Source organism: Brevibacillus panacihumi W25, from assembly GCF_000503775.1.
GTDB lineage: Bacteria > Bacillota > Bacilli > Brevibacillales > Brevibacillaceae > Brevibacillus > Brevibacillus panacihumi_A.
The window spans coordinates 538,285-554,523 of the sequence record NZ_KI629782.1 but is presented as its reverse complement, the minus strand read 5'-3'; the positions used below and the strand labels follow the sequence as shown (position 1 = coordinate 554,523).

General features: G+C 52.2%; 20 protein-coding genes. 14 read left to right on the top strand and 6 right to left on the bottom strand.

All coding sequences use genetic code 11. From position 1 onward, the window contains the following. The first annotated feature begins 130 nt into the window (after nt 1-130). From T458_RS32195 to T458_RS32170, 6 genes are all read left to right on the top strand, one after another. Nucleotides 131-1,180, top strand: a complete 1,050-nt coding sequence (locus tag T458_RS32195; protein ID WP_023554616.1) for a MerR family transcriptional regulator — start codon at nt 131-133, stop codon at nt 1,178-1,180. 329 nt (nt 1,181-1,509) lie between these two features. After that, nucleotides 1,510-2,226: a thermonuclease family protein gene (locus tag T458_RS32190; RefSeq protein WP_023554614.1), complete on the top strand. Its 717-nt coding sequence runs from the start codon at nt 1,510-1,512 to the stop codon at nt 2,224-2,226. Between the two features lie 113 nt (nt 2,227-2,339). Beyond that, the gene (locus T458_RS32185) at nt 2,340-2,564 is read left to right on the top strand and encodes a spore coat associated protein CotJA (protein WP_023554613.1); all 225 of its coding nucleotides are present in this window, start codon (nt 2,340-2,342) and stop codon (nt 2,562-2,564) included. A 1-nt stretch (nt 2,565) separates the two neighbouring features. Next, entirely contained in the window at nt 2,566-2,838 is a 273-nt protein-coding gene (locus T458_RS32180; RefSeq protein WP_023554612.1) for a spore coat protein CotJB, read from the top strand. A gap of 21 nt (nt 2,839-2,859) precedes the next feature. Beyond that, nucleotides 2,860-3,429, top strand: a complete 570-nt coding sequence (locus tag T458_RS32175) for a manganese catalase family protein (protein WP_023554611.1) — start codon at nt 2,860-2,862, stop codon at nt 3,427-3,429. Between the two features lie 51 nt (nt 3,430-3,480). Further along, nucleotides 3,481-3,912 (top strand): hypothetical protein, encoded by a 432-nt coding sequence (locus tag T458_RS32170; RefSeq protein ID WP_023554610.1) that lies wholly within the window; start codon nt 3,481-3,483, stop codon nt 3,910-3,912. Nucleotides 3,913-4,009: 97 nt separating this feature from the next. On the opposite strand, the gene T458_RS32165 is transcribed toward T458_RS32170, so the two are convergent. Beyond that, nucleotides 4,010-4,450, bottom strand: coding sequence for a protease complex subunit PrcB family protein (locus T458_RS32165; protein ID WP_023554609.1), 441 nt, complete (start codon nt 4,448-4,450; stop codon nt 4,010-4,012). A gap of 65 nt (nt 4,451-4,515) precedes the next feature. On the opposite strand from T458_RS32165, the gene T458_RS32160 reads away from it, so the two are divergent. The 4 genes from T458_RS32160 to T458_RS32145 all read left to right on the top strand — a co-directional run bounded on the left by T458_RS32160 (nt 4,516) and on the right by T458_RS32145 (nt 8,259). Further along, a complete protein-coding gene (locus T458_RS32160) occupies nt 4,516-6,426 on the top strand; it encodes a hypothetical protein (RefSeq protein WP_023554608.1) in 1,911 nt (636 codons plus the stop codon). A gap of 54 nt (nt 6,427-6,480) precedes the next feature. Beyond that, nucleotides 6,481-6,933 carry a YlbF/YmcA family competence regulator gene (locus T458_RS32155; RefSeq protein ID WP_023554607.1) on the top strand — a complete coding sequence of 151 codons (453 nt, stop codon included), beginning with the start codon at nt 6,481-6,483 and terminating at the stop codon, nt 6,931-6,933. Between the two features lie 62 nt (nt 6,934-6,995). Beyond that, nucleotides 6,996-7,340 carry a YlbG family protein gene (locus T458_RS32150; RefSeq protein WP_023554606.1) on the top strand — a complete coding sequence of 115 codons (345 nt, stop codon included), beginning with the start codon at nt 6,996-6,998 and terminating at the stop codon, nt 7,338-7,340. A gap of 154 nt (nt 7,341-7,494) precedes the next feature. Further along, nucleotides 7,495-8,259, top strand: a complete 765-nt coding sequence (locus T458_RS32145; RefSeq protein WP_023554605.1) for a LamB/YcsF family protein — start codon at nt 7,495-7,497, stop codon at nt 8,257-8,259. A 78-nt stretch (nt 8,260-8,337) separates the two neighbouring features. Here T458_RS32145 and T458_RS32140 read toward each other — a convergent pair whose 3' ends face one another. The 3 genes from T458_RS32140 to modA are packed head-to-tail and all read right to left on the bottom strand — an operon-like array spanning nt 8,338 to nt 10,529. Next, nucleotides 8,338-8,994, bottom strand: coding sequence for an ATP-binding cassette domain-containing protein (locus T458_RS32140; protein ID WP_023554604.1), 657 nt, complete (start codon nt 8,992-8,994; stop codon nt 8,338-8,340). Between the two features lie 14 nt (nt 8,995-9,008). Further along, entirely contained in the window at nt 9,009-9,692 is a 684-nt protein-coding gene (modB, locus tag T458_RS32135; RefSeq protein WP_023554603.1) for a molybdate ABC transporter permease subunit, read from the bottom strand. Between the two features lie 36 nt (nt 9,693-9,728). Continuing rightward, the gene (modA, locus tag T458_RS32130; RefSeq protein WP_023554602.1) at nt 9,729-10,529 is read right to left on the bottom strand and encodes a molybdate ABC transporter substrate-binding protein; all 801 of its coding nucleotides are present in this window, start codon (nt 10,527-10,529) and stop codon (nt 9,729-9,731) included. 141 nt (nt 10,530-10,670) lie between these two features. On the opposite strand from modA, the gene T458_RS32125 reads away from it, so the two are divergent. The 4 genes from T458_RS32125 to T458_RS32115 all read left to right on the top strand — a co-directional run bounded on the left by T458_RS32125 (nt 10,671) and on the right by T458_RS32115 (nt 14,163). Continuing rightward, the gene (locus tag T458_RS32125; protein ID WP_023554601.1) at nt 10,671-11,612 is read left to right on the top strand and encodes a helix-turn-helix transcriptional regulator; all 942 of its coding nucleotides are present in this window, start codon (nt 10,671-10,673) and stop codon (nt 11,610-11,612) included. Between the two features lie 117 nt (nt 11,613-11,729). Next, nucleotides 11,730-13,595, top strand: a complete 1,866-nt coding sequence (locus tag T458_RS32120) for a stalk domain-containing protein (RefSeq protein WP_023554600.1) — start codon at nt 11,730-11,732, stop codon at nt 13,593-13,595. Nucleotides 13,596-13,722: 127 nt separating this feature from the next. Next, nucleotides 13,723-13,884 carry a YqzE family protein gene (locus tag T458_RS56285; protein WP_023554599.1) on the top strand — a complete coding sequence of 54 codons (162 nt, stop codon included), beginning with the start codon at nt 13,723-13,725 and terminating at the stop codon, nt 13,882-13,884. A 27-nt stretch (nt 13,885-13,911) separates the two neighbouring features. Beyond that, the gene (locus T458_RS32115) at nt 13,912-14,163 is read left to right on the top strand and encodes a YkuS family protein (RefSeq protein WP_023554598.1); all 252 of its coding nucleotides are present in this window, start codon (nt 13,912-13,914) and stop codon (nt 14,161-14,163) included. 24 nt (nt 14,164-14,187) lie between these two features. Here T458_RS32115 and T458_RS32110 read toward each other — a convergent pair whose 3' ends face one another. Both T458_RS32110 and T458_RS32105 read right to left on the bottom strand, forming a co-directional pair. Further along, entirely contained in the window at nt 14,188-15,051 is an 864-nt protein-coding gene (locus tag T458_RS32110) for a hypothetical protein (protein WP_051410045.1), read from the bottom strand. Nucleotides 15,052-15,162: 111 nt separating this feature from the next. Next, a complete protein-coding gene (locus T458_RS32105; protein ID WP_023554596.1) occupies nt 15,163-16,230 on the bottom strand; it encodes a YqhG family protein in 1,068 nt (355 codons plus the stop codon). Nucleotides 16,231-16,239 lie beyond the last annotated feature (9 nt).

The window sequence follows — 16,239 nt, the reverse complement described above, 5'->3', positions numbered from 1 at the left end:
ACGTTTTTCTATCAAACAAGCTGTCGGCATCGGTCGGCAGCTTTTTTTCTGTACCTTCACGCGACGGCAGGGTTTATGATACAGGTACAAGCATGAAGTTCTGGAGTAGAAGGGGACAGGGAGGAACCGGATGCTGATCAAGGATATGGCTGCTCGCCTGCAAATCACGCCGCGAGCCATACGCTATTATGAGGAAAAAGGGCTGATTAAGCCGCAGAAGGCGGATGAATCGGGGTATCGCCATTTTACCGAAGAGGACGTCTGGAAGCTGCAGACCGTCGTCACTTTGCGGGAAGTCGGGATGCAGATCGAGGATATACGCTTGGTAATGGAAAAAATGGAGGATCAGCAGGGGAGCCTCCTACATCACTTGGAATTGCAGCGATCCGTGCTCTACAGCCGATGGGTTGAGATGAGCAAATTGATTCAAACCACGGAGACCATGATCGAACGCGTCAAGCACGATGGTGTGATGGATGCCGCTGCCTTGTACGAGTTGGCAGAGGGAAACAAGCGATTGCGGCAAACACGGGATAATTGGGTAGATCGATGGAATTTCGATCAGATCGCGGATCATTACGATGAGCTTGTGCTGGGGGAGCGGGAGGGTTTCAATCCGCATGAAAATTATGAATATGTGCTCGATACGGTCGTAGCAGCCGCGAACCCGCAGGAGGGAGAACAAGGGCTGGACGCCGGGATCGGTACTGGGAATCTGGCGAGCCGTTTTGCCCTGCGGGGAATCCACATGAGCGGCTTTGACCAATCCCTGCAAATGCTGCAAAGATGTAGGCAAAAGCATCCGTTCATCCCCACGAAGCTAGGCACTTTTTTTGCGATTCCGTTTCTGGAGAATGGCTTTGACTTTGTCGTGACGAGCTATGCCATGAACCATCTTACGGATGAACAGAAGCTGCTCGCGCTGGCGGAATTCAATCGCGTACTCAAACCTGGCGGGAGATTGGTGATTGCCGATCTGATGTTCATAGATCAGGCGGAACGGGAAAGGCATCTGCGAGCTTTGCGCGATGCCGGGGAAGAAGAAGCCATTCGCATCATCGAAGACAAATGGTATGCCGACCGTTCCCGCCTGATCGAAGGCCTGCAGGATTTGGGCTTTGAGGTCCAAGCGAAGAGACTGACCCGCTACGTTCACCTTTTATTGGCGAATCCGCGGTGAGTCAACGTCTTTTTTTCTTTTGGGCTCTTCCATGCAATGACGCGCATCTAGGTTTTTGCATAGGCTGTAGCGAGAAGGGAAAGGAGGACTCGGCAATGGGTCTGTTCGACGGTTTTTTTGATCGTGATAATGATGAGCTGCTGTGGATCATCATCGTCGTCGCGGTGCTGTTCTTCTTGTTCAACGCCGACCGAGATTAATATCTGGAAGTATAGACAAAACGACCTTACTTTCGGGGTCGTTTTTACGTTTTCCTGTCTCTTGACCACTGTGTCTTCTTCTACTACCCTTGTACACAGTGCACACACCGTAAGAGAGGAGCAGGAATCATGAAACAATGGATGCTGGCAGGGATGATGGTGGTGGCGATGCTCGTAGGAACCGCATGCGCCGCTGATCAACAGCCCAAGCCAAATGGAGAAATGGAAGCGACAATTAAAAGGGTAGTCGACGGGGATACGTTTGAACTGTCTGGCGGAGAAAAAGTCCGCATGATCGGAGTAGATACGCCGGAAACCGTAAAACCAAACACGCCTGTGCAGCCATATGGAAAGGAAGCAAGTGATTATTCCAAAGAGCTATTGACCGGCAAGCAAGTGACCTTGAAGTTTGATGTCGAGATAAAAGACCGGTATGGCAGATTGCTCGCCTACGTCTATTTGCCTGATGGAAGTTTTGTCAACGAAAAGCTAGTTCGGGAAGGCTACGCCCGGATTATGACAATTCCGCCGAACGTTGCGCATGCGGACCTGTTTCTGGAGGCGGAGCGGGAGGCGCGTGAGCAAAACCGCGGGTTGTGGGCGTTGGAGGAGAGCCAACCGAAGGAATCGTCAGAGAAGAAGACCAGTACTTCCGGGGAATCGAAAAAATCAGCTCAGTCCTCAGAAGCACCGGAAGGCAAGCTGATCAAAGGCAATATCAATTCCAAGGGTGAGAAAATTTATCACGTTCCCGGCTCTGCCAACTATGATCGGACAAACCCTGAAGAGTGGTTCGCGACAGAAGAGGAAGCGCAGGCAGCTGGTTACCGTGCTCCCAAACGATAGGGAGCAGCAAGATCCGGCTTGCGATTAGGCAGATGCCCATCACCAACCCAGGGCAGGTTACATAAGGTAATGTGACTAGTCAGATACCTAGTTCCTGGGAGGGGGAGTAAGTATTGTATTCACAGATTCGCGTCTACTATCCGTACATTAGTCCGTTTGATCCTTGTCCGCCGATCCGCGTCAAGACCTACCAAGTTAACCCTCAGTTGTTCATAGGTTTTCAACCGGAGAATTTACCCCAGTTTTCCCCGATGGAAGCGTTGAGGCTTGGCACGCTATGGCCTGCCTTGTACAGTCCTTATTCCGGTCGCGGGGATCAAGAAGGATTGGAGGGGTAACATGAATTCCGCAAATCAACCTGGCGACAAACGCTACTATGAACTGCTGGAACAGCTGCAAGCGATCGATTTTGTATTGGTCGAACTGAATCTGTATCTGGATACGCATCCGACAGACCGCAACGCCATCGAACAGTTCAACCAGCAAACCGAACAGCGCTGGGCCATTGCACAGGAGTTTGAATCCCTGTATGGTCCGCTGCTCAATTTCGGCCACAGCTATTCCGGGTACCCTTGGCAGTGGAACAACGTTCCCTGGCCTTGGCAAGTATAGAAAGAGGGGATCAAAGAGGTTATGTGGATCTATGAAAAAAAACTGCAGTACCCTGTTCGCGTCAGCAAGTGCGATCCTCAGATGGCGAAGTTTTTAATTGAACAATACGGCGGTGCGGACGGCGAGTTGGCCGCTGCGCTGCGATATTTGAATCAACGCTACACGATACCTGACAAGGTGATCGGGCTCTTGACAGATATTGGGACAGAGGAATTTGCCCATTTGGAAATGATCGCGACGATGGTCTACAAGCTGACCAAGGATGCGACTCCGGACCAATTAAGGGAGGCAGGCCTTGGGGCACATTATGCGAATCATGACAAGGCGCTGTTCTACGAAAATGCATCAGGCGTACCGTGGACGGCGAGCTACATCCAAGCCAAGGGCGATCCGATCGCAGACCTTTATGAAGATATTGCTGCGGAGGAAAAAGCGCGTGCAACGTACCAATGGCTGATTGACATGACTGACGACGTCGATCTGCAGGATAGTCTGCGATTTTTGCGCGAGCGGGAAATCGTCCACTCGTTGCGCTTTAGGGAAGCGGTCGAAATTTTGAAGGAAGATCAGCAGCGCAAGAAGGTTTTTTAAGCGGTGATTTGGGCACACTGGGGATAACGGATTTTGGAAAGGAGTATCCCCATGAAAGCCAAACGTTTTCTCTTTCGCTTGTTGCTTTTGATCGCTTTCGCCGCTTGCGTCGAAACGCTGCTCTATGTAAATAAGGACTCCTCCGAGACGGCATCTCCCGTAGAAGCGGTCGAAGAAATAGGCACTCATCAGCAGCCTCCTACCCTCGACGTGAAGTATTCGCTGAAGGAAGATGACCTGCATTTGCAGCTTGCAGTCAATCATTTTTCTTTCTCGCTGGAGAATATGGGCAAGGAAAACCGCGCAGGTGAAGGACATGTCCATCTTTATCTCGACGGAAAGAAGGTAGCCAAGGTATTTGAACCGACATATGTGTTAAAAGACATCGCGGCAGGCAAGCACGAGGTCATGGTGGAATTGGCTCACAATAATCACGAATCATATGGGGTTACACAGCGGTTCCATATTGAGGTCAAACCGTAGCGGGGAATGTTTTTGAGGACTCCACTGAAGAAAAGCCGACATCCGAAGGGCCAGATGGCGCTGCGAGTGTCGGCTTTTTTGGTAAGCGTATAGGAATTTAACGCACCTGGACGTCTACGTTTGCTTGTTGATCAGGTACGGCAACTACCAGTGTCGGGTAGGAAATGACTTGTGTTTTCATCGTACCAGCAGCAGGAGCTTGCAAGCGAACGTGCAGCTTGTACTGATGCGGAGCTGTTTTCTTGACTGGCTCAGCGACCAGGCGATAGCCTCCTGTTGGTTTTGGCCCCGCGCCGATCACGACATACGTTTTTCCGTTTGCTCGAACCAAGGTGTAGCCGCCGCTTTTCCGAACCTTTTGCAAGGCTTGCTTGACAGCAGGCGGATAAGGAGCGACTGCACTCTCATGAATGCCGTCTTGCGCGAGCTCTTTATTCATCGTTGCACTTGGGGTAGGATGAGTAGAAGGCAACGCTGGTGTTCCTACAGTAGCGCCAAGAGTGGCGGCAAGCAACAAACCGGGCAGCATGGACAACATGAAAATCCCTCCATTTGTTGTGTAATCTATCGAAGACCGAACGAGAAAAAGTCGAGGTGGCAGAAGTGAGTTTACAGGATTCACTAGAATATTTGTCCGAGACGACGCAGCAGGCCATTGTGCAAGAGCATGCCCGCCGTTTTGGCATGGATACGCAGGAGCCTTTATTCGACCGCTTGGCGGACCCGGCTTTTGCGCAGCATGTATGGGAGCATTCCAGTGAATGGGAGCGCAGCGTCATCAGACAGTTTGTCCAATTTGCCCCGAGAGGCTTTTTTACGAGACGAGATTGGGAAAAGGCGTCAATCAAAGAGCATCGTCTCATGTCCGTCGGGCTCACAAGGCTTCGGAGATTGGGCCTTGTCATTACCGTGAGAAAAATGTGGAGTGAGATTGGTTATCTGATGCCGCAAGAAATCCGGGAGCATTTGACACGATGTCTGCTACCGGAACCAGATACGGCTTATGTGATGCTGTCGAAAACGCTCCCTTATTATATACCAGCAGGCAGAGGGATTCATCTGGATCTTATTGGATTGCTCCTGTTCATCCGCGATCATGAGATCCCCCTCACGCAAAAAGGGACGGTCCATCGCCGTTACCAGCAGAAAATGACTGACCTTCTGACGATCAAGGACGTGCATCTTCAAGGTTTGCAAGTTTCTGCTTGGGAAATGGAGCCGCCGGCAGGACGAGATTTGCTCATCGTACTGGATTTGGCCTGGAAGCTGGGGCTTGTCTTCGAATGCGACCGTCGCCTCGCGATCGACGATGAACGGGTGAAGCGCTGGTTGAGCCAATCCCCGGCAAGCCGTTTCGCAGACATGTATCACATCGTTTGTGAGCAGTACTTGCCGCAGGAGCCTTGGTGGGATGCGATGGCCTGTGTGATGGGTCAGGTGCCTGCCGATCAGTGGTGTTCGTTGGCAGCGCATTTGAGCATGCTAAAAGAGGCAGGGTTTGACGTACCTGTTGAGGCAGGCAAGCAAGTCGCCGAACAATGGTTGCATCTATTGGCGGGACTCGGCTGGGTACAGCTCGGGGTTGATGAGGAGGAGCAGATCTTTTGGCGTTGGAATGCGATGGCGTGTGCCGAAGAGCAGGAAGGCTGGTATGTTGATCCGGCGGGAGAGGTTACGATTCCCCCGCTCGTACCTTTACAGGCCATTTGGAAGCTCAGTGATTTTTGTACCATCCAGTCGGACGGCACTCTTCTGCGAGCCCAACTCCAGGACAAGTCTGTACAAGCCTATCTGACGGCGGGGGGAGATGAGACACAAATCATCGGCTTGCTTCAGGCTCATTGCATCCATCCGCTGCCGGACGCGGTCGGGGAATTGGTCAGCCACTGGGCGAAGACAGCCCGACAGATCCAGATCGAACCGGTGTATCGCGTACGGACAGCACACCCGGGCTTTTTGGCAGAGTGGAAGGAAATGGCTGATTTTCAACCATTTTTGAAACAGCTTCTCTCACCAACCGAATTCTTGATTACGGCAGAGGAACATGGGAAATGGGTCGATCTACTGCGCCGCTACGGCTATGACCCCCATCTGCTTGACATGGCCGATGGGGAGCAGAGGAACCGAGGTGACAGGCAGGAGGAGCAGACTCGCGTCGGTCTGATACAGGTATCGCAGCCTTGGGAGGGGTATGCAGTCGAGAACACGTTTCCGGATTTGGGAGAAGAAGTGGCTCGGATCACTGCTTTGCCCAAGGTTTGGACGCAGCATCTGCAATCCTACCATCCCCAATCCCTTCGTGACTTGCTCAAGCGCGCCCATGAATTGCAACTGGATGTAGAATTGCAGTCGGACGGGCAAACGACCTGGAGCGGAAAGCCAAGCGACCTGCGCGTCGAGATGGGGTATTGGATGGTCACGATCTCTGGACGAAATGGCAAAAAACGCATGCGGCTGGATGACATTGGCCGAGTGCGCATCCTGGTGCCTGATTATCTGTACGAAGAGAAATGATCGTGGTACAATAAAAAAGCATGACCTTGATGATAGAAAGGAGGCTTCGCCATAATGGAGTCATTGCAAACAGCGGACGTAACCGCGTTGATCATGGAGTCCTACGAACTGTCCACGATGATTAACCAGTCGCGCGAGGTCTCGGAGTACCTGCAGGCCAAGCAAGCGATGGAAGAAGACGCGGAAGTGCAGCGGCTGCTTTCCTTGTTTGAAAAGAAGAAAGAACAGTACGAGGATGTACAACGATTCGGGAAGTACCATCCCGATTTCAACCATATATCCAAGGAAGTGCGCGAGTTGAAGCGCACGATCGAGCTGATGGATTCGGTACAGGCTTTCAAACGGGCCGAGGAGCGGCTGGATGAATTATTGTACCAGGTCAGCCGCACAATTGCCGACGCTGTGTCAGAGACGATTAAGGTTCCGAGCAACAACCCGTTTCTGGAAGCGAAGAGCAGCGGTTGCGGTACAGGCGGCAGTTGCGGGTGCAGTGTGAAAAAACACTGATGCACCCGCCTCAGGCTTGCCATTATCATACCATCGTTTGGGAAGGAGACCGACGACCAAACATGAGAGATCGACGGCTGGGGGTCGCCGTGTGGGTGAAGAACACACGTGCTGCCAAAAATTTACGCAAATTTGGCACCATTCATTACATCTCCAAACGGCTGCACTACGTCTCGATGTACGTGGACGCCAATCAGATTGACGAGACGATCCGCATCATGGAAAAGCTTCATTTCGTGACCAAAGTGGAACGTTCCCATCGGCATGAGATCCCGGTGGAGTACAATAATGCAAGGCCGGATAAAGCGAAGGAATACGATTACAAACAAGAAAAGAGCCAAGTGATGGCTTTAGCGGAGACGTTGTTGAACGAGGAGAGCATTCACACGAAGGTTGCCTCGCCATAAGATGTTGGGAAGCTGCCATGTTTCGGCAGCTTTTCTGCTTTTGCCCAGGTCTCGTACATGGTATGCTAAAGAGAGACGGAAAGCGATCGTAACGCTCATGTATGCGTTTTCATCGAGGGGAATATAGATCATACCAGGAAGGGAGTGTACATAGATGATACAACTTGATATTAACTGCGATATGGCCGAGTGCTTCGGCAGAGGACGGCAAGCAGAAGATCTGGGCATTTTGAAGTGGGTGACCTCGGTCAATATTGCCTGCGGGTTGCACGCGGGTGATCCTCACATCATTCGCCGGACAATTGACGCTGCGCTGAGGCAACAGGTAAAAATAGGGGCGCATCCTGGATATGCAGACATCCACGGGTTCGGTCGCCGCCCCATGAACTTGTCGTCAACGGAAGTGTATGAACTGGTGTTGTATCAGGTGGCGGCTCTTTCGGGAATGACCAAAGCGCTCGGAGGGGAGCTGCATCACGTCAAACTGCACGGTGCGCTGTACAACGAAGCCGCTGAGCGTCCAGAACTGGCTGAGGCGGTTGTCCGCGCCGTAGCGGATATTGACGAGGAATTGATACTCTACGCCTTGTCTGGGAGCAAGCTGGTCGAAGCAGGCCTGGAGCATGGCTTGCAGGTTGCAGAAGAGGTGTTTGCAGACCGGGCGTACCTGCCGAACGGAAGACTTGCTCCACGAGAGCTGGAAGGCAGTGTGCTGATCAGCAAGGACGAGCGGATGGAGCAGACGAGACAATTGGTTCTGCAGCAACGGGTGATGACTGTAAACGGACAGCACATCGACCTGGCTGCGGACACGTTATGCGTCCATCACGAGAGTCACGACGTCATTCCCTTTCTGGCAGACCTGCATCGTTGGGCAAAACAGAACGATGTCACCATTGAACCGATTACAGCAAGATAGAGATGATCAACCAAAAAACCGTGAAGCGAGGATTCGCAACCGATGCGAACCCTGCTTCACGGCTTTTTCATTTTTGTGCTACCTCGTTGCGAGATCGGGGACAAGCCGCTTTTCTCCAGCCAGTTTCCCGTTTTCTATCGTTAAAATGACATCTGCCAAGCGCTCGGCCTCTTCCCGGTCATGCGTTACCATTAAAAAGGGGATTTTCCACGCTGCTTGCAAACGAAGCAACTCGTCTTGACATTCCTTGCGCGTATCCGCGTCGAGAGCGGACAGGGGTTCATCGAGAAGCAGCAAATCAGGCTTGGTCGCCAAAGCGCGGACAAGTGCCACGCGCTGTTTTTGCCCGCCGGAGATTTGATGCGGATACTTGTCGAGCAAATGGCCAATGCCTACCGTAGCGACCAACTCATCCAGCCCTACTTCTTTTCCTTCTTTGATCCCGTAACGAATGTTTTGGGCGACGGTCATATGGGGAAAAAGCGCGTAGTCCTGAAAGACGTAGCCGATATTTCGCTTTTGTACAGGGAGCGGTTTTTTTCCTTGCTCGTAAAACATGTTGTCTCCCAGCCGTATTGTACCTGCATCAGGTGTGACAAGCCCGGCGATGCTGTTGAGAATCGTCGTTTTCCCGGAGCCGGAGGGACCGAATAAGACGATGATCTCTTCCTGTATGGTAAAGCAGACGTCCAGAAGAAAATCAGGAAGCTCTTTTTGTATCGAGACCGTCAACATGTCGACCACCTGCCTTATTTTTGATTCGCATAGCGGCGCAGATTCCGCCTGCTCCACCAATTGAGCCACAGCGTTGTACTCATCCCGAGAGCGACGATGATGATGACCCAAAACATCGCTTTTTCCATCTGCCCTGATTCCACAGCAAAATAGATGGCGACAGGGATTGTATCCGTCCTGCCGGGCAAATAGCCGGCGAGCATCAGGGTCGCCCCAAACTCTCCCAAGCCACGTGCGAAGGAGAGGACGAAGCCAGCCAGTAGTCCGGGCCAGGCCAACGGAAAGACGACTGTCCAGAACAAGCGCCATTCAGAAGCCCCCATGGTCCGCGCTGCATCCTCGAGACGCCGATCTACACTGGTAAAGGCGGCGACCGCGCTTTGGTACATTAGGGGAAAGGAGACGACGATGGAGGCGGTCACGGCTCCGGTCAGGGTAAACACGACCGTGATTCCAAACCACTGATCCAACAGTTTTCCGAGAAAGCCGTTTTTCCCAAACAGGAGCAGAAGACCAAAGCCGACGACAGTTGGCGGGAGGACTAAAGGCAACAGAAAAAAAGACTCCAGGACATGCTTGCCGAAAAAGTGACGTCTTGTCATAAAACGGGCGAGCGTGATGCCGATCACAAATACGATGGAGGTGGAAAGCGCGGCAACCTGTAAGGACAAGAGCAATGGCGTCAAATTGGTTTCCATACGATGCGTTCCACCTTTCCGAATACATTTTCCTTTTTAGCGAAAACCATACTCCTGCAGGGCTTTCTTTCCCTCCTCGCTCGTCAGGTACGAGAGGAATTGCTTTGCAGCATCGGCGTGAGCAGAGTCGCGCACGACCGCACCTGGATAGACAATCGGTTTGTGCAAATCTTCTTTCGCTTCAGCTAGCACTTTTACCTTCTCGGAAGTCGCCGCATCACTGGAGTAGACGACACCGACCTCGGCATTGCCCGCTTCGACGTACGTCAGAACCTGTCGTACATCACTGCCAAACACGAGGCGATCAGACAGGCTGTCCCAAAGCTTGAGGTTGTCCAGAACCTCCTTGGTATAGCGTCCGGCCGGGACGGATTCAGGCGCTCCGACAGCAATATGCTGAAGGGATGAGTCGGTCAGCTCTTCAAAGGAAGTGATTGCTGCTCCGTTCTCTTTTGCGGTGACCAGGACCAGTGAATTGCCGGAAAAATCGACGCGCGTTTCCGGCAGAATCAACTGTTTTTCGTCAAGCTTGTTCATGTCAGCTTGGCTGGCCGAGAGAAACAGATCGGCCGGAGCGCCCTGCTCAATCTGCTGGGCCAGCTTGCCGGAACTGCCAAAGCTGTATGTAAGCTTTACCCCGGGGTGGCTCTCCTCATAGGAGCTTTTCAGCGAGTTGAGGGCATCTGTCAAGCTTGCGGCCGCCAGCACCATCAGCTCGACGGATTCGTTCGCAACTTGGGGCTTGTCTGCCGTCCCCTCTGGTGATGCTTGTGGACCTGAGCAGGCAGCCAAGATGAATAGGCAGGCCGCTGTCAGGATCAGACTGATTTTCTTCACGTCATTTTCCTCCGGATGTGATGTTTAATTATATTTAGATATAATTGGTTATAGTTAGTTTAAGGATTCCATATCCAAAAATCAATTGCGAATTTTTCCTCCTTGGACGAGAATAGAAGAAAGCAAGAACGGAGGCCGGATATGACGCAAGACAAATCATACACAACGGAAGAAATCGCAAATCTGCTGCGCATCTCGAAACTGACCGTCTACGACTTGATCAAAAAAGGCGAGCTGCCTGCCTATCGGGTAGGCAGACAGATGCGTGTCGATGCGGCCGATCTGGAAGCTTATAAGGCTCGGGCGAAGGGAGCGTACAGCAGGCAGCCATCGTACATGGTGCCGCCCGTCCCGCAGGAGCAGCCGCCCGCCATGACGAGAAATATCATCATCAGCGGTCAAGACGTGAGCTTGGACCTGCTGGCGAATGAGTTGGAAAAACAGGAGGATTCATTTCGTGCCCTGCGTTCCTATGTCGGCAGCATCAACAGCTTGATTGCGATGTACCGGGGAGAGGCGGATGTCGTCAGCACGCATCTGTACGACGGCGATACCGAAGAATACAATGTTCCGTACGTTCGCCGATTGCTTTCTGGTCATTCCTATTTGATGGTCAACCTGGTTTCTCGCTGGGCGGGGTTCTATGTACAAAAAGGAAACCCGCGCAAGCTTGGCAGCTGGGAGGATTTGAAAAAGCCCGGGATCATCATGGTCAACCGCGAAAAAGGATCAGGAGCCAGAACGTTGATCGAAGAGAAGCTTCGCCAGCATCGCATCACAGGCCGAGAAATTTTAGGCTATGATCGGGAAGAGAAGAATCATCTTGCCGTAGCCGGGGCCGTAGCGCGTCTGGAGGCGGATGTAGGGGTCGGAATCGAAAAGGCTTCCTTGATGGTCGGCGTCGATTTTATCCCGCTAATTCGAGAGCGGTACGACCTGGTTATCATGAAAAAAAAGGAAAATGAATTGCTGATCCATTCCATCAGGGAGATCCTGTCATCGACTTCCTTTCGCCAGGCACTGGAAGCCATCGGCGGCTATGATCTCACGCATACGGGAGAGGTCATGTACGAGACGCCATAAGAGAAGAATCTGTCAAATTTCTACTCAATTTGACAAAGATTTGCTACAATGAACAAAATGGTCGTGACCGTTTTGAAAGAATAATGAACGCTTGCAGCCGAGCGTCTGGAGGCTGTTATGAAATCGATACATAAAACCAGCTTGCTGGTGTGCTTGACTATTTTTACCATGTTTAGTTCGATAGGAGTCGTTCTCTACTGGCCGAGCCTGGTCGCTTTTTTTACAAGTGAGCAAACGGCAACACCGCAGGATGCGGGGGTCGATCCCTTTTCGTATGATCCGCCACTTCCCTCCTATGTAAAGAACCTGCATCCGCACTATACGATTGAGGCGGAATTGCACCCGAGCGATGCGAAAATCACCGGGAAGATGAGCATCGAATTCGACAACCCGCGCAGTGATAGCCTGATATTGTACGTGTACGATTACCTTTGGAACAAGATGAGTGTGAAGGCAGTCCGCTATCAGGACAAGTCCCTTCCCTTCGAACGCGGGCTCTCCCAGATCAAGCTGAGCAATCCGTTCGGGGAAGTGGAGCGGGGCAAAATCGAGGTGGAATTCGAGCATCCAGTACCGCGCAGAGGAACCCGATACGGCGTCAAGGACGATATTTGGACATTGACGACCTGGTATCCGATGCTTGGGGCGCAGAACCAGCAGGGGGAATGGTATGATCCTCCGCTGCGGATCAATTACGGGGACCCTTTCATCTACCATTACGCGGATTACGATGTCTCTTTCATCTCGCCGAAGGGGTATCAATGGGTCAGCTCATGGGGACGGGGAACAGCAGAAGATTTGGGAAATAACCGGCAGAAAGTCCGTTATCAAGGACAAAAATTGCTCAATTTTGCGCTGGTGGGAAGTCCTTTATACCAAATCGAAACGATTACGCTTGAATCGGGATTGCAGGTTGACATTGCTTCGGTGGACAAGGGCAATATTGAACGCATCAAAAGCATTGCTGAGTCCGTGTTTCCGACGTATACAGAATGGTTTGGCCCTTTGCCCTATCCACATGCCGCGATCGCCGAGACGAGTACGGGTACGACCTATGCGATGGAGTACGCCAATATGGCGATTTTCAAACGGGACATGCATCAACGCAATCTGATCGATCACTGGCTGCCGCACGAAGTGGCCCATATGTGGTGGTATAACAGTGTAGCGACACTGGAGTCCGTGCACGGATGGGTGGATGAGGGACTGGTGGAGATCAGCGTCTCTTATTACCTGCAGGGCCGATACGGCTCTCAGTCGTCCTCTTCCTTGCTGGAGGAGTACGAGCGAGACCTGCAGAAACTGCGGGTGAAGTACCCGCACGGAAGGTTGAGCAAGTCACTGCAGCAATTTGCGACGGAGGAAGAGTTTCATTGGACCTGGTATTCCAAAGGCGCGCTGCTGTTTGAGAATCTCCGCCGCCAGATTGGAGACGAAGCGTACAAGAATTTCTTGAAACGCGTGCAACAAAATTATCACGGCAGCGTCATCGGGGCCGAACATCTGGATCAGGCGCTGGGACAGGCATTGCAAGGCGAAGCCAGCTATTTTGTCCCTAACATCCAGCAAACCAATGACAAGCCGTTTCTTCCAGCTCGCCTGGAGCCTTACATCACGACTGTTCTCAATGGCATGAGCTACTATCCGCCGATTCCGGCAAGGCTCAAGGGTGACACAGTCTACATCCCGCTGCGCGACGTAGGGGAGCAGCTTGGAATGAAAATCGAGTGGAACGAAAAAGACAAGAGAATCCACCTACAGGCAAATGGACGGGTCGTACAGATTCCTGAGAAGCAACAGATTGCAGACGTCGACGGCAATCCCGTTGATCTTGGAGTGCCGCTTTTGGAAATCAAAAAGCGGGCGATGGTGCCGCTCTCCTTGTTTGAAGACGCACTGGGATTTGACGTCTATTATGATGCGGAGCAAAAATCGGTTAAAATCGCCAAACCTTCACCGATCGGCAAAGCCAAAACCTTGTAAAGACGATTCGCGCAGGATAGGAATTCTGTAAGGAGATTGAAAGCAGCCACATCGGGACAAAATAGGGGAGAGGGCCTTGCCTGTTGTGAATCGGGGCGAGACCCGAAAGGTAAAGGAGGGACGTGTCATGTCCTTTCAGGAGTACTTGAAGTACCTGACCCGATTGTTTGTCCAATACGTGGAGACGCCCAAGGAAGAGCGGAAGCAAAATAGGCGTCCGCGGGAATCCTGGTCGTCGCGCTGGTTTGGGGCAATCCCCATGTCCATCAAGCTTTTGCTGCGTAAATAACACTACAAGAACGGGCGGAGGGATCGTATGGCGAGAGTAGCTGTGGAGCAATCGCTGACCCCAATCAGTCAAATGCTGCGTGACAATGGGTATGAGGTAGTGCAGCTCGGGAATTGGCAGCAGGAAGTGGATGCTGTTGTGATCACCGGACAGGATGACAACATGATGGGGATGGCAAACATCGCCACTGGGGCTCCTGTCATCAACGCAGAAGGAATGACAGCCCAAGAGGTTTTTCATGCGGTCAACCAAAGACTGTCCCAAACCGAGCATCACTAAGTGCAAACAAGCTCTCCAAACCGATTATTCGGCTGGAGAGCTTGTTTCATTCAGATAAAATTGTCCGATTTGTTCCGCGTAGGAGAAGGGGACAAACCGCAATCCTTCATCCCAGACACCGACATAGGGGCTTTCGTCATTCCAGAGATGGAGGGATGCGACGACATAGGGAGCAAGTACTTGCTCGTGATACAGCGGGACGGTATAGGTGATTCGGGACTGGTCAGCGTTTTGTTGCCACAGCTGTCCCCAGGATATGCGTTTGTTGGCATAGAGCTGGTGCATCCAGCCAATCTGATCGAACGGGTTTTGCGAACCAGACTTCAAGATGCGGGTCTGGGTCAATCTCCCTCCCTCGTGAACGACGGAATCAGGTGACAGCTTGCTCATCACCGGCTCGTTGGCATGAAAGGCGGAAGGGTACACTTCCCCCGTTTTGGCATTGATCATTTGGGGGGGCGAAGAGGGATTCTGGGCAATCAGCCAGTGCGATGCAAACCCGTCGTATACCGGCTCAGCGGCAACCTCCCGGGGAGCGAACGCATCGTCAAACAGAATATAATCTCCGACTCCGTATTCCAACAGCACGAATTGGGGCTGCTGTGCCGGATCGGGGGTTTCGCCGACAACCATATAGCCGACCTGCTGCTCTGCCTGCTTGATGCTGACGAGCCATTGATGCTGATTGGCGCCTAACGTTTGCACCTCTGTACGCGCATTCCGCCACTGTGTAAACTGGGGGTCGCGTTCTGCTATCGCATTCATCCACTCTTGGATCCGCGCTTGGAACTGCGCATCCCAATTGGCTTCACCGTAAGCAGCGGGAGGATAGATCATCTGCAGAATAACCAACCAGGTAAGGAAAACCGCAGCGATTTGTCTGGCCATCAAGATTACACCACCTTTTGTAAAAGGCTTTTCTTTTCCTATTGTAACCAGATAGGGACAAAAGATTTGTTGCAACTTGTCTTTTGTCCCACACATTTTCTCGTTGATCTTTTACAGGATTCGCCTCGTTTGCGGCGTGGAGTGGAGGTAAAATAACCCGGCGTTGATCAGCTTGATCTCAATGCGCGGCTCGTATTGCCAGGACAGCTCGTCCATTCGTCGTTGGCGTTCCTCAGACGGTGTGCTCTTGCGCCACTCGGTCTGGTCGATTTGTTCGCGCGGGGTGACCGGTATGCCATTGGCACGTAAAAAGTCGAGGATTCGTCCCCCCGTGCTGCGGTATTCGTCAAGAGATGCCGTTTGCTTGGGTGCTTCGACAGTATGATCGATGTTCTCAGGTTCCACTGGAAGCGACTCTTGGGGTTCAGGCTGGTCAGGAGATGATTCTTCCGCTTGATTCTCTGGCTCTTTTTCACGCAACGCCAATTCTTCGTAATACGCTTGGAGAATCGCCCTTTCTTCCTCCAGTCGTGTCCGAGCCTCCTGTGCCCAACTCTGATCTTCCTTTTCCAGCATTTTCGCCACTTCCTGCTGAACGAGCGAAGTGGCTTGCGGGATCGTGATCCGCCGTTCCAGCGTAAAACAGTAGTCCGGGATAGCTGGCGATAGCGGAAGGCGATACAGGACAGAGGGGAAGTCATGTACGATCCGCGGCTCGTGCAGATTGACTCCCATGTAAAGAAGAATGTCCCTTTTTTTGTCACAGAGGAGCGAGACCTTCAAGTTGAGACCGAGCCAGGGGACGAGCGGCGTCGATCGTCTCTTGCCCGAAGAAGACAAAAGTCCCTCCCGTGGGACTTGCTCATACATGCAGACAAATTGGCCATGCTTTTTGGTGGAGTCGAAGATTTGTTGCATCCGCCCAGCTCCCAGATGCAGGTACTCCGCCCTTTGGCCCTCAGGACTCGCTTCCGGATGAAAGGCAAAGGTCAGGATGAGAGGCTGGTATGCCAGATTCATCTTCTCTACCCAGCTCCAGTAAAAAGGACGGTTGCCGATGTCTTTGTCGACCTCCACAGGCAGCTTGACTGTGAGGTAGTCGGGATGCGCTTCCACGATATGGCTGGAAAAGGAAGCGAGATAACGCTCCACATACTGCCTGACCTGATCTTGCTGCATAGCGCATCC

Excerpts from the sequence above, each read along its gene's own strand:
- T458_RS32195 (WP_023554616.1), top strand. The coding sequence starts at position 131 with ATGCTGATCAAGGATATGGCTGCTCGCCTGCAAATCACGCCGCGAGCC.
- T458_RS32170 (WP_023554610.1), top strand. The coding sequence starts at position 3,481 with ATGAAAGCCAAACGTTTTCTCTTTCGCTTGTTGCTTTTGATCGCTTTC.
- T458_RS32110 (WP_051410045.1), bottom strand. The coding sequence starts at position 15,051 with ATGGCCAGACAAATCGCTGCGGTTTTCCTTACCTGGTTGGTTATTCTG.
- T458_RS56285 (WP_023554599.1), top strand. The coding sequence starts at position 13,723 with ATGTCCTTTCAGGAGTACTTGAAGTACCTGACCCGATTGTTTGTCCAA.
- modB (WP_023554603.1), bottom strand. The coding sequence starts at position 9,692 with ATGGAAACCAATTTGACGCCATTGCTCTTGTCCTTACAGGTTGCCGCG.
- T458_RS32125 (WP_023554601.1), top strand. The coding sequence starts at position 10,671 with ATGACGCAAGACAAATCATACACAACGGAAGAAATCGCAAATCTGCTG.
- T458_RS32105 (WP_023554596.1), bottom strand. The coding sequence starts at position 16,230 with ATGCAGCAAGATCAGGTCAGGCAGTATGTGGAGCGTTATCTCGCTTCC.
- T458_RS32180 (WP_023554612.1), top strand. The coding sequence starts at position 2,566 with ATGAATTCCGCAAATCAACCTGGCGACAAACGCTACTATGAACTGCTG.
- T458_RS32165 (WP_023554609.1), bottom strand. The coding sequence starts at position 4,450 with ATGTTGTCCATGCTGCCCGGTTTGTTGCTTGCCGCCACTCTTGGCGCT.
- T458_RS32145 (WP_023554605.1), top strand. The coding sequence starts at position 7,495 with ATGATACAACTTGATATTAACTGCGATATGGCCGAGTGCTTCGGCAGA.
- T458_RS32115 (WP_023554598.1), top strand. The coding sequence starts at position 13,912 with ATGGCGAGAGTAGCTGTGGAGCAATCGCTGACCCCAATCAGTCAAATG.
- T458_RS32150 (WP_023554606.1), top strand. The coding sequence starts at position 6,996 with ATGAGAGATCGACGGCTGGGGGTCGCCGTGTGGGTGAAGAACACACGT.
- T458_RS32120 (WP_023554600.1), top strand. The coding sequence starts at position 11,730 with ATGAAATCGATACATAAAACCAGCTTGCTGGTGTGCTTGACTATTTTT.
- T458_RS32140 (WP_023554604.1), bottom strand. The coding sequence starts at position 8,994 with ATGTTGACGGTCTCGATACAAAAAGAGCTTCCTGATTTTCTTCTGGAC.
- T458_RS32155 (WP_023554607.1), top strand. The coding sequence starts at position 6,481 with ATGGAGTCATTGCAAACAGCGGACGTAACCGCGTTGATCATGGAGTCC.
- T458_RS32175 (WP_023554611.1), top strand. The coding sequence starts at position 2,860 with ATGTGGATCTATGAAAAAAAACTGCAGTACCCTGTTCGCGTCAGCAAG.
- T458_RS32190 (WP_023554614.1), top strand. The coding sequence starts at position 1,510 with ATGAAACAATGGATGCTGGCAGGGATGATGGTGGTGGCGATGCTCGTA.